Here is a 14,153-nt window from a genome sequence, read left to right on the forward strand (position 1 = left end):
CGGGCGATAGGCTCCCCGGATGACGGATAATCCCCAGCCGGTCGTCGCGCCCGTGAAATGGGGCCTGCCCTATGCGGAGGACCACATGCAGCCGGTAATCCAACGCGAGCAAAGCTATATCCTCGCCTTCGCTGTGCTGACGATTATCGCCTGGCAGACCGAGATCGGGACGCTGGCGCTCATGCCGTTTACACTCCTGGCAACCTGGTTCCACGAGATGGCGCACGGGCTGACAGCCATGCTGCTCGGCGCCGAGTTCGAGCGTCTGGTGATCTTTGCCAATGGCTCGGGATTTGCCGAATATTCCGGGAGCATGTGGGGCATCGGGCAGGCCATCGTCGCAGCGGCGGGCTTGCTGGGCCCGAGTATTGCGGGATGCCTGATGATCATCGCCTCGCGTTCGCGGCTGGCCACCCGCTGGGTACTGCTTGGCCTTGCGGCCGCGTTGGCGGTAACGACGCTGGTCTGGGTACGCTCTATTACCGGTTGGATCGTGCTGCCGCTATTCGCCGTCGCGGCAAGTTACGTCGCGCTGCGCGGCAATGCGAAATGGCAACGCATATCGGTCGAGTTCCTCGGCGTGCAGGGCGCGGTGAGCGTGTACCAGGACCTTGGCTATCTGTTCAGCCCTGGTGGCCAGCTTGGCGGGAAAGCGGCCCTGTCCGACACCGGCCGCATCGCCGATGCCCTGCTCCTGCCTTATTGGTTCTGGGGCGGAGTGATCACTGCGGTGATCGTGGCGATGGTATGGAAATCACTGCAGATCGCCAGCCGCTATTGATGCAAAGCGCTCACGGTCCGGATGTGCGTCGAGCAGCAATATGTTCATGCTGGGCCTTCCTCTTGATGCCGCGGGCGAGTGTTGCACCAATCCTTGTCCGGCGAAAGGACAAGAAAACCCCCTTCAAGCATGGGGTGAGCCCAAGGCGGTTGTCCATTTGGATAGGCGGCCATCGGGCCGCAATCAGGCCTTCTCTGAGGTTGCATTGATGCCTCTGGTTGTTAGGCTTCGACGCATTATTACTTGAGGGGTCGTATTCATGAACAAGTTACTCGCGGGTGTCGCCGCCATTTCTTTTTGCGCGGCTGCCACGCCGCTCTCCGCAGAGACTGCTGAAGAAGACGCTACTGCCTTTGGCGCGCGGCAATCGGTGATCCATGCCAGCCTGTCGCCTTCGGGTGACAAGCTTGCCTATGTCGCCAGCGTCGGCGCGGGCGGCGAAGCGCTTTACACGGTCGACCTTGCTGCGGGCACGCCGCCGCAACGCGCGCTTGCCGCACTCGATGGCCTGAGCGATCTGGCCTATTGCAACTGGATCACCGAACAGCGCCTTGTTTGCCAGACGATTGTATCGCGCGAGGACGAGTCGATCGGGCGCTACATCTCGGCAACCCGCATGATTGCGGTGAATTCCGATGGCAGCGAACCAAACGTTATCGAGGGCGCCCGCTCGCTGCGGGCTCTGAGCCATACCTATTACGGCGGCGGGATCGTCTCGCTCAATGCCGAGAGCGACGACAGTTCGATCCTAGTTAGCCGGTTATATGGCAAGGAAAGCTCGCTCAACACACGCCTTGCCAATCAGAAGGACGGTCTTGGCGTCGTTTCGCACGATGTCGATACGGGGAGAGAAAAGCGTGTCGAAGCGCCGGACAAGGACGCTTTCGGATATATCGCGGACAGTAACGGCGTCGTTCGGATAAAAGGCACCGGTAACGCGACAGCGCGCGGTTACTCGAAGGATACGCTGGCCTACTTTTACCGCGAGCAAGGGTCACAGCGCTGGCAGCCGCTTTCTCGGGCGGAGATCGACAGCCAGACCGTTGATGGATTTGAACCGCATGCCGTCGATGCAGCCGGTAATGTGGTGTATGGCTTCGATTACGGCGACCGGGGTTTTACCAACCTCTATTCGATCGCGCTTGATGGCAGCCTGGCGAAGTCGCTGGTGCTTTCCGCCGAGGGTGCCGATGTCGACGATCTGATAACGATAGGCCGCCGTCAGCGCGTGATCGGTGCCAGTTTCGCGACCGAGAAGCGCTTGGTCAAATATTTCGACCCCGGACTGCGCGATCTGGCTGTTGCGCTGGGCAATGCACTTCCCGGCCAGCCGATTGTGAATTTCGTCGGCGCGAGCGAGGACGAGCGCAAGCTGCTGATTGTTACGGGGTCGGATGTCGATCCGGGCATGCTGTATCGCTTCAACCGCGATACCAACGAGCTGAGCCCGTTGCTGCCCGTGCGTGAGATGACCGAGGGGCGCCAACTGGCCGAGATGAAGCCGGTAACCTTTCCTGCCGCCGACGGAACCGTGATCCCCGGCTACCTCACACTGCCGACCGGGTCGGACGGAAAGAACATACCCGCCATCGTCATGCCGCACGGCGGCCCTTCCGCCCGAGACGAATGGGGCTTCGACTGGCTGGTCCAGTTCTTTGCCGCACGAGGCTACGCGGTGCTGCAGCCCAACTTCCGCGGCTCGACAGGCTACGGCAAGGCTTGGTTCGGCAAGAACGGCGTCAAGGCATGGCGTACCGCCATTGGCGATGTAAACGATGCCGGTCGCTGGCTGGTCTCGCAGGGGATCGCGAATTCGGAAAAGCTAGCAATCGTCGGGTGGTCCTATGGCGGCTATGCAGCGTTGCAATCGCAGGTCGTGGATCCCGAGCTATACAAGGCTGTGGTCGCGGTCGCGCCGGTCACCGATTGGCGGCAGCTGATCGAGGAGGAGAGAATGTCCTCCAATTTCCGCCTCGTTCAGAAATTCGTCGGCGATGGACCGCATCTCGAACAGGGCAGCCCGATGCGCAACGCTCAGTCCTTCGCCGCACCTGTCTTCCTCGTCCATGGCACGGCCGACAACAACGTCGACGTCGAGCAGTCGCGCGATATGGAAGCGGCACTAAGGCGAGCGGGCAAATCCGTCGAATATCTCGAATTCGAGGGCCTGGAACACTCGCTCCGCGATGGTGCATCGCGCAAGGACATGCTGATGCGGATCGACGCGTTCCTCTCCACCAACCTCGGCTCCTGAGCCTAGGCATACCAACCACAAAGAAAAGGGCGGCCCCGCGAGGGACCGCCCTTTTTCTGTGTCGCTGCCGGTGAGGCTTAGCGCGAGTAGAATTCGACCACGAGGTTCGGTTCCATCGTCACCGGATAAGGCACTTCGTCGAGCTTGGGCACGCGGGTGAAGGTCACCTTGTCGTTGCCGTCGGGAGCGACGTAGTCGGGGATGTCGCGCTCGGGCAGGCTCTGCGCTTCGATGACCAGCGCCATTTCCTGCGCCTTCTTGCCGAGTGCCACAACGTCGCCGACCTTGACGCGGGCCGAGGCGATGTTGGTCTTCACGCCGTTGAGCAGGATGTGGCCATGGCTCACGATCTGGCGGGCGGCGAAGATGGTGGGCGCGAACTTGGCGCGATACACGACCATGTCGAGACGCTGTTCGAGCAGGCCGACGAGGTTCTGGCCCGTGTCGCCCTTCATCGCCGACGCTTCCTTGTAGGTGCGCTTGAACTGCTTCTCGGTGACGTCACCGTAATAGCCCTTGAGCTTCTGCTTGGCGCGCAGCTGCAGGCCGAAGTCGCTCATCTTGCTCTTGCGGCGCTGACCGTGCTGGCCGGGACCGTAGGAACGCTTGTTGACCGGGCTGTTCGGGCGACCCCAGATGTTTTCGCCCATCCGGCGGTCGAGCTTGTACTTGGCGCTGGTGCGCTTCGTCATAAATATTCTCCAATTTGCTGGGCCATCCCATCGACGGCCATCAAACCCGGCATCACACCGCCGAACCGGGGGTTCGACGCGGCTTCCGCTTCACCGGGGTGCGGAGCCAATTTGCGAAGGCGCGCTCTTATCAAGATCGGGCTGCGCGTCAAGCCGTAACATAGGCGCTCGACAAGCCGGAGCAAGCGAGGCAGTGCGCTGCGCCATGACCCAGGATTACAAATTGCCCGACGACTGCAGCGATATGCGCGATGTCCGGCGCGGCGTCGATGCGACCGACCGCGAATTGATGGATCTGCTCGAGCGGCGTTTCGGCTACATGCGTGCGGCGGCGCGGATCAAATCCGAGCGCAACGCCGTGCGCGACGAAGCGCGCAAAGCCGAGGTGATCGGCAATGCGCGCTCCGATGCGGTTCGTCGCAATCTTCCGGCAGATCCGCTCGGGCAGATATGGGAAGATTTGGTCGAAACCTCAATCGCTTACGAGCTGGTCGAGTGGGACCGGCTCCGCGAAGGAAATTAGCCAGACGTACGGGTGTTGCCGGTTCCGCTGCGATCCTGGTTTTCACGCGCGGCAGCCGTAGCCGCGTCGCGCTCGATCTTCCAGGCAGCGTTGGTCTTGCAGACCCTCTTGCCGCCCAGACGCGAACCCACCGGCGGGGGCTGCCGCTTGCAGACGATCGTTGCTGCATCCTTGGCGGCTGCGCTGTCCTCGTCCGCGGTTACGCCCTTCTCGCCATTTGCCACTGCCGAGGCGGGAAGCAGAAAGAGCGCCGCGGCGCCGGCAGCAATGGTCAGATACTTGGTGTTCACGTTTTTCTCCTGTGGAACAGCCCGAACGATGGGCCATCGGAAGCAATCCGCGCCGGTTCGCCCCAAGCGCGCGGCACGGATCGCCAAATGATAGCGCAGCCTATCGAGCGCGATGGGGATTGTCAGGGATTATTTCTGATGAGTCCGCGCGTTTCGACATCGTTCGCCGTCTCGCGTGTCGTCCGTTCCCATTCTTCCCACTGGTAGACCGGCAGGCACACTTCCCGACCCGGGATGCGTGTCCCGACCTTGGGGGCCATATTGCGGCAAACAATGGTTTCGTCGTTGCGCTCTACCGTGCCTTCTTCGGCCGCGTCGCTGAGAGCGACCTTCGCAGCCGTTTCACGGTCTTCGGCATCGTTCTGAGCATTCGCAGCGGTAGCGAAGAATAGGGTGCCTGCGAAAAGCGCTACAGTGGCTGTATTTTTCATGGTTCGTCCTCTCACCATACCAACCCCTTAAAAAGCAAAGGAAGGGAACATTACCACAATATTGGAAAATCGGGAAATTAGAACGATCTAGTCTCTGGGTGGGCGCGCCAAGGAAGACAAAACCCCGCGCAAAGTGCGGACTTCGAGGTGGTTCCAGCCCGGCTTGGTAAGTACACCGCGCAGCGTCCGGCGCGATGCTTCGGCGCGCGACTCGGGGAGGAAATAGCCCTTGGGTGCCAGCATGCCTTCGAGATGGGCGACCAGACCGTCGAGATCTTCCTGCGGGGCGGGGGGCAGGAGGTCTTCCTGCGTGGGCTGGACCAGATGCTTGTGCTTGGACCATTCATAGGCGCACAGGATCACCGCCTGCGCGAGATTGAGTGAACCGAATTCGGGATTGATGGGCACCGTCAGGATCGCGCGGGCGAGCGCTACATCCTCTGTTTCCAGGCCCGAGCGTTCGGGCCCGAACAGGATGGCGCTGCGACCCTGCGCCGCGGCAATTTCCTGGCTGGCTTGCTCGGGGGTGACGACAGGCTTGGTGACACCGCGCTTGCGCACCGTGGTGGCATAGACATGCGCGCAATCGGCCACGGCTTCAGCAGTGGTGGCAAACACCTGCGCCCGATTGAGCACGTCATCTGCACCTGCCGCGGCAGGTCCCGCTGCGGGGTTGGGCCAGCCATCGCGCGGTTCGACCAGCCGCATCTCGGTCAGCCCGAAATTGAGCATTGCGCGCGCCGCTTTGCCGATATTTTCGCCCAGTTGCGGGCGCACCAGGACAATTACGGGTTTGCGCATATCAGCTTCGCTCATTGGCGGCCGCTTCCTGCACAGTGCTGGCGAATTCCTCGAAATCGCGCGCTTCGCTGAAGTCGCGGTAGACCGAGGCAAAGCGGATATAGGCGACGCTGTCCAAGCCGCGCAGTCCGTCCATCACCATTTCGCCGATACGCTGCGAAGCGATCTCCGCCTCGCCGGCGGTTTCGACCTGGCGCTGGATCCCGCTGACAAGCTGGTCGATGCGTTCCTGCGGGACATCACGCTTGCGGCAGGCGAGCGCGATCGACTGTTCGAGCTTGGTGCGGTCGAAGGGTTGGCGGCGGTCACCCGATTTGAGCACGGTGACCTCGCGTAGCTGGACGCGTTCGAACGTGGTGAAGCGGGCGCCGCAGCTGGAACACTGGCGGCGACGCCTGATCGAGGTGGAATCCTCGGTCGGACGACTGTCCTTTACCTGGCTGTCGTCATGCGCGCAGAATGGGCAGCGCATTTACGGTCGGAGACGCTTGTAGAGCATGAAACCGGCGCCTGCGACGAGACCGATCGGCCAGGTCACCACCGGGAGCAGCCCGCCCGCGAGCGCGCCGACGGCCGCGCCGGTCAGAACCGGTTTGGTCGAGGGATGATCGAGACCCTTGGTGGCCATGTCCTTCACCTCGTCCTTGGCGTCGGCAAGAAGCTCGTGATCCTGGTGCTTGGGTTCCTGCTCATCCATCGCTTGTCTCCTCAGCGTCCCGGATAGACGGGGAAGGCGGCGCACAGTTCGGCAACCTTGCCGCGCACCTGCTCTTCGACCTGGCCGTCGCCCTCGGGGCCATTGCGCGACATCCCATCTACCACTTCACAGATCAGCGCGCCAATGGTTCTGAACTCGTCGGGCCCGAACCCGCGCGTGGTGCCTGCCGGCGTGCCAAGGCGGATGCCGCTGGTCACGAACGGGCTGCGCGTGTCGTATGGGATGCCGTTCTTGTTACAGGTCAGCCAGGCGCGGTCGAGCCCGGCTTCGGCGGCCTTGCCGGTCACGTCCTTGGCAGTCAGATCGACCAGCATGGAGTGGTTGTCGGTCCCGCCCGAGACAACGCGCAAGCCGTTGGCCTCGATGCCTTCGGCCAGGGCGCGGGCGTTGTCGACGACGCGCTGCGCATAGTCCTTGAAGTCGGGCCGGAGCGCCTCGCCGAAGGCCACTGCCTTGGCGGCGACCACATGCATCAGCGGGCCGCCCTGCATGCCCGGGAAAACCGCCATGTTGAACGGCTTGGTCAGGCTCTCGTCGTTCCACAGGATCACGCCGGAACGTGGGCCGCGTAGCGACTTGTGCGTGGTCGTGGTCACGACATGCGCATGCGGGAAGGGATTGGGGTGGGCGCCGCCTGCGATGAGGCCAGAGATGTGGCTCATGTCGACCATCAGATAAGCGCCGACTTCATCCGCAACCTTGCGAAAAGCGGCCCAGTCCCACACGCGCGAATAGGCGGTGCCGCCGGCGATGATGAGCTTGGGCTTGTTGGCCCTGGCGATCGCCATGACCTCATCCATGTCGATCAGCTCGTCATGCTGGCGCACGCCATAGCTGACCGGATTGAACCACTTGCCGCTCATATTGACCGGCGAGCCATGCGTGAGGTGACCGCCCGAGTTGAGGTCGAGCCCCATGAAAGTGTCGCCCGGCTGCAGCAGCGCGAGGAACACCGCCTGGTTCATCTGGCTGCCCGAATTGGGCTGGACGTTGGCGAACTCGCACCCGAACAATTGCTTCGCGCGGTCGATTGCCAGCGTTTCGATGACATCGGCAAAATCGCAGCCGCCGTAATAGCGTTTGCCGGGATAGCCCTCGGCATATTTGTTGGTGAACACGCTACCCGTGGCTTCGAGAACCGCGGTGGAGGCGATATTCTCGCTGGCGATCAGCTCGATCTTGTCCTGCTGGCGGGCCAGCTCGTTGCGGATCGCAGCATGGATTTCGGGATCTGCCTCGGCCAGCGTGTCGTGCCAAAAGCGGTCCATCGGGTCGCGCGCGGTGTCTTGTGCCTGGGTTGCCATTGATCAGATGTCCGGGTTGGAAAGCTTGTCGACGCGGCGCTGGTGGCGGCCGCCGGCGAAGGGGGTTTCGAGAAAGGCGGAAAGGCACGCCTTGGCCATATCGCTGCCCGTCAGGCGCGCACCCATGGCGATGCAGTTCGCATCATTGTGTTCGCGGGCGAGCGTGGCGGAAAGCGGTTCGCCCACCAGCGCGCAGCGCATGGCGGGGTTGCGGTTGACGCTCATCGAAATGCCGATTCCGCTGCCGCACAGCGCGACGCCGCGCTCCGCTGTGCCGTCGACGACGACATTGGCCAGCTTGTAGCCGAAGTCGGGATAATCGACGCTGTCGGAGGTCTCGGGGCCAAGGTCGGCGACCTCGTGGCCCTGTTCGATCAACCAGTCGCGCAGCTCGGTCTTGAGATCGAGCGCGGCGTGGTCGGATGCTATGGCAATACGCATGCGCGCCCCATAGTCGTTTCCGCCCCGGCTCGCCACCTCCTTATGGCGGGTTGCCCACGCCGGATTGATAGGGGTCAGTTGTCGATCGCGATATCGCGGATGTCGTCCAGCACGTAAGGCTTGGTCAGCGTGGTGACATGCGCCAGTTCTGCCGGGTGTTCGGCGTCGCCGTAGCCGCTGGCGAAGACGAACCGGATGTCCTTGCGTAAGAGCTCGAATGCGATGGGGTAGCTTTTCTTGCCATGCAGGTTGATGTCGAGAATGGCGAAATCGAACGCCCCGGCTTCGACCTGAGCGAGCCCTTCATCAAGCGATCCCACGGCGGCGACATCGGCGCCGTCCTCGAGGAGCATGTCTTCGAGCGCGAAAGCGATGATCGGTTCGTCCTCGACCACCAGGATACGTTTGCCGCTCAGGGGCATAAAATGCCTTTGAGCCGGCAATGCAGACCGGCCGGCAGATACTCTATTTCCGTGTGGCTCCCCGGCGTGCCGAGACCGCGCTTGATGAGCCGCGATCCGAATCCGGTCCTGCCCGGCGTGGCGACCGGGGGGCCTTCGCTTTCGCGCCAATCGAGAACCAGCAGCCTGCCGTCTGGGCTATCTTCGAGCGACCAGTGAATTTCGACCGAGCCATCCTCAGTCGAAAACGCGCCATACTTGACGGCATTGGTGCACAGTTCGTGGATGACCATCGACAAGGCGACTGCGGGCTGCGGTTCGAGACGGATATCGGGTCCCTCGAGCGTATAGCGCGACTGCCGGGTCCCCGCGGTCGTCTCGAGCGCGCCCCGGACGATCGTTCTCAGATCTGCCGATTCCCACCGTCGTTCGGTCAATAGGCTGTGCGCGCTGGCCAAAGCTGCCAGCCGTTCGACGAAAATATCGAGCTGCGGATTTTGCTTGTCACTTTTGAACGATTGCTGCGCCAGGCCCTGAACGACAGCCAGCGTGTTTTTCACGCGGTGGTTGAGTTCGTTGATCAGGATCCGCTGGCTTTCTTCCGCGGCAACCTCTTCGGTGACATCATACCCCTGGACCAGCACGCCCTCGAAGCGATCCGGTCCGCGAATGGGCTGGAAAATGAATTCGAGATGCCGTTCGCGCAATTCATTGTCATCGCTGTTCTTCAGCAAGACCTTTTCGCGGCGTCCAAAATAGGGTTCGCCAGTGTTCATGACCCTGTCGAGCACGTCGACGAAGCCCTGTTCGGCGATTTCGGGCAGCGCCTCCGCCACACTCTTGCCTTCCAGTTCGCGCTCTCCAATCAGGCGGCGATAGGCGGCATTCGACATGACGAAGCGATGTTCTGATCCTGCCAATACGGCCACGAAACCGGGTGCCTGCTCGAGCAGGGCGTGTAACCGGTCCAGTTCCTTCGACGCGCCGCGCCACCGCTCTTCGACGGCTTCGGCCCGGCGGACGACGTCCGCGGTATCGCGCTGTTCGATCGCCGTGATCTGGATGGGATGCTGAAGAATGAATTCGACGGCCCCGCTATCGTCGATGATCGGGACCTGGGTCGTGCTCCAGATATGCGCATCCATACCGCCCGAGGCGTTGGGAATATCGTATTTGATATGCGCAATCTCGTCCGGCTCGCCCGTCTCGAGCACCCGCTCGAAAGAGGTCTGGAGCTGCTGATGGCTCTCACCTTCGCTTGGAAATGCGTCGAATACATGGCGGCCCACGATGTCGTCGCGTTCGCGGTCCATGAGCTTGAGATAGGTATTGTTGGCCCATCGGATAATCAGATCGTGATCAAGCAGCAGATAGGGGTTCGGCGAGTGCGCGAGCACACGTCCGAAGTTGATAGCCTTATCCGACGTCGATGATTCCTGAGCGCCGGCCGATTTCGTGACCGGGACCCCTCGTATTTCTCCCCGCATGGCGCCTTAAAGCATTGGGCGTCAAACGGTTCCCGGCAATTCAAAAGAATTTGGCGGTTGAGGTGAAAGGCATGCGCAACCGCGGGTTGCGCATGCGCTTACTGATCGAGGAAAGAACGCATCTTGCGGCTGCGGCTCGGGTGCTTGAGCTTGCGCAGAGCCTTGGCCTCGATCTGACGGATACGTTCGCGCGTCACACTGAACTGCTGGCCGACTTCTTCCAGCGTATGATCGGTGTTCATGCCGATGCCGAAACGCATGCGCAGCACGCGTTCTTCACGCGGGGTGAGGCTGGCCAGCACGCGGGTAACGGTTTCTTTGAGGTTGGCCTGGATCGCAGCATCCACGGGGATGATTGCGTTCTTGTCTTCGATGAAATCGCCGAGATGCGAATCCTCCTCGTCGCCGATCGGCGTTTCGAGGCTGATCGGTTCCTTGGCGATCTTCATCACCTTGCGCACCTTTTCGAGCGGCATCGAGAGTTTCTCGGCCATCTCTTCGGGCGTCGGTTCGCGGCCCTGATCGTGCAGGAACTGGCGGCTGCAGCGCACCAGCTTGTTGATTGTCTCGATCATGTGGACCGGGATGCGGATCGTACGCGCCTGGTCGGCGATCGAACGGGTAATCGCCTGCCGGATCCACCAGGTGGCATAGGTGCTGAACTTGTAGCCCCGGCGGTATTCGAATTTGTCGACCGCCTTCATCAGACCGATGTTGCCTTCCTGGATGAGGTCGAGGAATTGCAGGCCGCGGTTGGTGTATTTTTTGGCGATCGAGATCACCAGGCGCAGGTTCGCCTCGACCATTTCCTTCTTGGCGATACGCGCTTCGCGTTCGCCCTTCTGGACCATGTTCACGATCCGGCGGAATTCCTCCAGCGCCATGCCGGTCTGGCTGGCGATGTCCGAAATCTCGGCGCGGATACGTTCGACTGCATCGCCTTCCTTTTCGGCGAAGGCAGCCCACTTCTTGTCCTTCTTGGCACGTTCCTTGAGCCAGCTATCGTCGAGCTCGTTGCCGATATAGGCATCGAGGAAGTCGAGCCGCTTGACCTTGTGACGCTCGGCGAGGCGCAGCATCTGGCCGCCCAGCGCGGTCAGACGGCGGTTGAAGGCGTAGAGGTTGTCGACCAGGAATTCGATCTTGGTCGCGTGGAACTGGACGCTTTCGACTTCGGCGGTGAGCTGCTCGGACAGCGCTTCGTATTTCTTTTCCTTGGCGCGGGTGAAGACCTCGCCCTTGGCCATCAGGTCGACGCGCTCCTTCTGGAGCTTTTCGAACTTGCCGAACAAATCGGCGATGCGCGCGAAACGTTCGATGGCATCCGGCTTGAGCGCGGCTTCCATCTGAGCAAGGGACATGGTGTTGTCCTCTTCCTCTTCGTCGTCGCTCTTGGACGAACCTTCCTCGCCCTCTTCGCCTTCCTCTTCGGAATCCTCGTCCTCATCGTCGTCGCGAATCGTCGGGCCGGCGGTTTCCTCGGAAATCTCGCCGTCGTCGTCTTCGTCCTCGCCCGCTTCCATCTTCTCGGGCGGGGGTTCCTTCGACAGCATGGCATCGAGATCGAGGATCTCGCGCAGCTGCATTTCCTCGGCGTTGAGCGCTTCGGACCACTGGATGATGGCGTGGAAGGTGATCGGGCTCTGGCACAGGCCCATGATCATCATGTCGCGGCCGGCTTCGATGCGCTTGGCGATCGCGATTTCGCCTTCGCGGCTGAGCAGTTCGACCGCGCCCATTTCGCGCAGGTACATGCGGACCGGGTCATCGGTCCGTTCGCCGGTGGCGAGCTTGCGCGTGGCAGCAGGCTTGTTGGCCGCCGCCTTGGTGTCCTTCTTGGCACCCGCCGCGATTTCCTCGACTTCGGAATCTTCCTCGGCCGCGGCTTCGGCTTCCTCGTCGCTTTCGACGATCTGCACACCCATGTCGGACAGGGCGGACTGGATATCCTCGATCTGGTCCGAACTCATCTCGCCCTGCGGCAGCGCATCGTTGAGCTCGTCATAAGTGACGTAACCCTTGCGCTTCGCCTTGGCGATCAGCTTCTTGATCGAGGCTTCGTTGAGGTCGATCAGGGGAGCGTCGCCATCGTCCGTGGTCTTCGACTTGGTGGCCATAAAGATTTCTAATCCAGTCTAAAACTTCCGGCGGGCCGCGTTCCCGCCAAGATCATGTGTCCGATTCGCCGTCTGCTGCAGCTTTCCTACGTCCAAAACGCTTCAAACGCTCGTTCAGGGCCAGCAATCGCTCGCGCAATCGGCCCTGATCGGCGATGGAGCCTTCCGGATCGCGTTCAAAGCGCGCTGTAGCCTCCGCCAGGGCGGATTCCAGCGCTGGTCTTTCGACCAGGAGCGACACGGCCTCGGCCAGATCCTCGCGCGCATCACCCGGGTCGATGCCTTCATCGAGGAAGGCGAATAAGGTTTTTGCCGGTGGGGCGGGAAGGCCTCGTTCGAGCGATATGGTCGATTGCGTGGACAAATCAAGCGTCTCGGCAGCTTCAAGCAGCGAATCGAGCGCGGGACCGACATTTTGGTCACGTCGCGCAAGGTCCGAAAGCGCGTCCTCGTGGCGCAGGATCTGGTCGGGAAACTTGACCAGTCCCGCGATGACCGCGCGGGTCAGGGAATCGCGCGCGCCGCCCGCCATTGCCCGGGTCAGGCTGTCGCGGGCCTCGGGCGAGAGGCTGGGCGCGGGCGGCTTGAAGCCGCCCTTCTGCCATTCGCTACGCGGACGAAATTCGCGCGGCGGGCGCGGCGGGAAGGCATAGGCGGAGAACCGCTCGAGCAGCTCGCGTTTGTACAGTGCACGGATGTCGGGGTGCTGGATGCTGTCGACGTGATCGAGCAGCCGCGCCTTGAGCCCGGCCTTGTCCTCGGGGGAATTGAGCGGGGAAGCGGCCTTCTCGAAGTCCCACAGAGTATCCAGCAGGCTGGCGGGTTGGGCGAGCAATTGCTCGATCGCGCCCACACCCTGGTCGCGGATGACATCGTCCGGGTCCATCCCGGTGGGCAGACGCACGATTACCAGCGAATGCGCGGGGCGCAGCATGGGCAGGGCGCGCGAAATGGCGCGCATCGCCGCGCGCTGCCCCGCCTTGTCGCCATCGAAGCACAGGATCGGCCGTTCGACCTGGCGCCACAGCAGCTCGATCTGGTTTTCGGTCAGCGCGGTCCCCAGCGGGGCGACCGCCTCGCGAATGCCCGCATTGGCAAGCGCAATGGCGTCCATATAGCCTTCGACCACGATCATCCGCCCGCTCTGCCGCGCAGCGGGGGCGGCGCGGTGGAGATTGTAAAGCGTGCGGCCCTTGTCGAACAGCGGCGTATCGGGGCTGTTGAGATATTTGGGCGCGTTGGGATTGGCCTCGCTGTCGAGGATCCGGCCACCGAAGGCGATCACCCGCCCGCGCGTATCGTGGATCGGCAGCATCAACCGGCTGCGGAAGCGGTCGTAGGGCTCCTTGTCCTCGACCATGATCCGCATGCCCGCTTCGATCAGCATGGGCTCCTCGAACCGGCCGAGCGCGCGCTTGAGCGCCTGCCGGTCCTCGGGGGCATAGCCGAAACCGAATTCGCGCACCGTCGCTTCTGAGAACCCGCGCCGTCCCAGATAGCTGCGCGCCTGCACCCCGTCCGCGCCGCGCAGATTGCTTTCGAACCAGTCTTGCGCGGCAGCGGTCACATCGTGGAGGCTGGCGCGCTGTTCGGCACGGCGGGCAGCCTGCGGATCGGGGACGGGGACCTCCATCCCGGCTTCCGCGGCCAGTTCCTTCACCGCATCCATGAACGGCAGGCCGCGCTGGTCGGTGAGCCAGCGGATCGCGTCGCCATGCGCTTCGCAGCCGAAGCAATGGTAGAAGCCCTTCTCGTCATTGACGTAGAAGCTCGGCGTCTTCTCGTTATGGAACGGGCAGCAGGCCTTGAATTCGCGTCCCGCCTTGGTCAGCCGCAGGGTACGACCGACCACCGCGGACAGCGAGGTCCGCATGCGCAATTCGTCTAACCATTGGGGTGACAGGGCCATAAGG

The 14,153-nt window shown here is 62.3% G+C and carries 15 protein-coding genes; 3 read left to right on the forward strand and 12 right to left on the reverse strand.

The annotated features are described in order from the left end of the window. Window positions 1-19: 19 nt before the first annotated feature. Window positions 20-781 carry a M50 family metallopeptidase gene (locus N6L26_RS03925; RefSeq protein ID WP_263606737.1) on the forward strand — a complete coding sequence of 254 codons (762 nt, stop codon included), beginning with the start codon at window positions 20-22 and terminating at the stop codon, window positions 779-781. A gap of 259 nt (window positions 782-1,040) precedes the next feature. Then, window positions 1,041-3,035 (forward strand): alpha/beta hydrolase family protein, encoded by a 1,995-nt coding sequence (locus N6L26_RS03930; protein ID WP_263606738.1) that lies wholly within the window; start codon window positions 1,041-1,043, stop codon window positions 3,033-3,035. 77 nt (window positions 3,036-3,112) lie between these two features. Here N6L26_RS03930 and rpsD read toward each other — a convergent pair whose 3' ends face one another. Continuing rightward, window positions 3,113-3,727: a 30S ribosomal protein S4 gene (rpsD, locus tag N6L26_RS03935; protein WP_253515954.1), complete on the reverse strand. Its 615-nt coding sequence runs from the start codon at window positions 3,725-3,727 to the stop codon at window positions 3,113-3,115. Between the two features lie 205 nt (window positions 3,728-3,932). Here rpsD and N6L26_RS03940 point away from each other — a divergent pair, with 205 nt between their 5' ends. Next, entirely contained in the window at window positions 3,933-4,250 is a 318-nt protein-coding gene (locus N6L26_RS03940) for a chorismate mutase (RefSeq protein WP_263606739.1), read from the forward strand. On the opposite strand, the gene N6L26_RS03945 is transcribed toward N6L26_RS03940, so the two are convergent. The 11 genes from N6L26_RS03945 to dnaG form a co-directional block, all read right to left on the reverse strand. Next, complete coding sequence (locus N6L26_RS03945) at window positions 4,247-4,540, reverse strand: hypothetical protein (protein WP_263606740.1); 294 nt, start codon at window positions 4,538-4,540, stop codon at window positions 4,247-4,249. The two genes, N6L26_RS03940 and N6L26_RS03945, sit on opposite strands and share 4 nt — an antisense overlap. 122 nt (window positions 4,541-4,662) lie before the next feature. Then, a complete protein-coding gene (locus tag N6L26_RS03950) occupies window positions 4,663-4,971 on the reverse strand; it encodes a hypothetical protein (RefSeq protein ID WP_263606741.1) in 309 nt (102 codons plus the stop codon). 87 nt (window positions 4,972-5,058) lie between these two features. Beyond that, on the reverse strand, window positions 5,059-5,787 hold the full coding sequence (locus N6L26_RS03955) for an RNA methyltransferase (RefSeq protein ID WP_263606742.1): 729 nt from the start codon (window positions 5,785-5,787) through the stop codon (window positions 5,059-5,061). Then, a complete protein-coding gene (gene nrdR, locus N6L26_RS03960; protein ID WP_253515924.1) occupies window positions 5,774-6,244 on the reverse strand; it encodes a transcriptional regulator NrdR in 471 nt (156 codons plus the stop codon). The genes N6L26_RS03955 and nrdR overlap by 14 nt, the downstream gene beginning before the upstream one ends. Next, on the reverse strand, window positions 6,245-6,469 hold the full coding sequence (locus N6L26_RS03965) for a hypothetical protein (protein ID WP_263606743.1): 225 nt from the start codon (window positions 6,467-6,469) through the stop codon (window positions 6,245-6,247). A gap of 11 nt (window positions 6,470-6,480) precedes the next feature. Beyond that, complete coding sequence (glyA, locus tag N6L26_RS03970; RefSeq protein ID WP_318173618.1) at window positions 6,481-7,794, reverse strand: serine hydroxymethyltransferase; 1,314 nt, start codon at window positions 7,792-7,794, stop codon at window positions 6,481-6,483. A 3-nt stretch (window positions 7,795-7,797) separates the two neighbouring features. Beyond that, window positions 7,798-8,235, reverse strand: coding sequence for a ribose 5-phosphate isomerase B (rpiB, locus tag N6L26_RS03975; RefSeq protein WP_263606744.1), 438 nt, complete (start codon window positions 8,233-8,235; stop codon window positions 7,798-7,800). Between the two features lie 74 nt (window positions 8,236-8,309). Further along, complete coding sequence (locus tag N6L26_RS03980) at window positions 8,310-8,657, reverse strand: response regulator (RefSeq protein ID WP_263606745.1); 348 nt, start codon at window positions 8,655-8,657, stop codon at window positions 8,310-8,312. Beyond that, the gene (locus N6L26_RS03985) at window positions 8,648-10,033 is read right to left on the reverse strand and encodes a sensor histidine kinase (RefSeq protein ID WP_263606746.1); all 1,386 of its coding nucleotides are present in this window, start codon (window positions 10,031-10,033) and stop codon (window positions 8,648-8,650) included. Before N6L26_RS03985 ends, N6L26_RS03980 begins: the two co-directional genes overlap by 10 nt. A gap of 188 nt (window positions 10,034-10,221) precedes the next feature. Beyond that, on the reverse strand, window positions 10,222-12,240 hold the full coding sequence (rpoD, locus tag N6L26_RS03990) for an RNA polymerase sigma factor RpoD (protein WP_263606747.1): 2,019 nt from the start codon (window positions 12,238-12,240) through the stop codon (window positions 10,222-10,224). Window positions 12,241-12,292: 52 nt separating this feature from the next. Continuing rightward, the gene (gene dnaG, locus N6L26_RS03995) at window positions 12,293-14,149 is read right to left on the reverse strand and encodes a DNA primase (RefSeq protein ID WP_263606748.1); all 1,857 of its coding nucleotides are present in this window, start codon (window positions 14,147-14,149) and stop codon (window positions 12,293-12,295) included. Window positions 14,150-14,153: the final 4 nt, after the last annotated feature.

The organism is Qipengyuania sp. SS22 (genome assembly GCF_025736935.1).
Taxonomy (GTDB): Bacteria; Pseudomonadota; Alphaproteobacteria; order Sphingomonadales; family Sphingomonadaceae; genus Qipengyuania.

Bases quoted from the DNA above. Each gene is read 5' to 3' on its own strand.
- N6L26_RS03925 (WP_263606737.1), top strand. From the start codon at position 20: ATGACGGATAATCCCCAGCCGGTCGTCGCGCCCGTGAAATGGGGCCTG.
- N6L26_RS03930 (WP_263606738.1), top strand. From the start codon at position 1,041: ATGAACAAGTTACTCGCGGGTGTCGCCGCCATTTCTTTTTGCGCGGCT.
- rpsD (WP_253515954.1), bottom strand. From the start codon at position 3,727: ATGACGAAGCGCACCAGCGCCAAGTACAAGCTCGACCGCCGGATGGGC.
- N6L26_RS03940 (WP_263606739.1), top strand. From the start codon at position 3,933: ATGACCCAGGATTACAAATTGCCCGACGACTGCAGCGATATGCGCGAT.
- N6L26_RS03950 (WP_263606741.1), bottom strand. From the start codon at position 4,971: ATGAAAAATACAGCCACTGTAGCGCTTTTCGCAGGCACCCTATTCTTC.
- N6L26_RS03955 (WP_263606742.1), bottom strand. From the start codon at position 5,787: ATGAGCGAAGCTGATATGCGCAAACCCGTAATTGTCCTGGTGCGCCCG.
- nrdR (WP_253515924.1), bottom strand. From the start codon at position 6,244: ATGCGCTGCCCATTCTGCGCGCATGACGACAGCCAGGTAAAGGACAGT.
- N6L26_RS03965 (WP_263606743.1), bottom strand. From the start codon at position 6,469: ATGGATGAGCAGGAACCCAAGCACCAGGATCACGAGCTTCTTGCCGAC.
- glyA (WP_318173618.1), bottom strand. From the start codon at position 7,794: ATGGCAACCCAGGCACAAGACACCGCGCGCGACCCGATGGACCGCTTT.
- rpiB (WP_263606744.1), bottom strand. From the start codon at position 8,235: ATGCGTATTGCCATAGCATCCGACCACGCCGCGCTCGATCTCAAGACC.
- N6L26_RS03980 (WP_263606745.1), bottom strand. From the start codon at position 8,657: ATGCCCCTGAGCGGCAAACGTATCCTGGTGGTCGAGGACGAACCGATC.
- rpoD (WP_263606747.1), bottom strand. From the start codon at position 12,240: ATGGCCACCAAGTCGAAGACCACGGACGATGGCGACGCTCCCCTGATC.
- dnaG (WP_263606748.1), bottom strand. From the start codon at position 14,149: ATGGCCCTGTCACCCCAATGGTTAGACGAATTGCGCATGCGGACCTCG.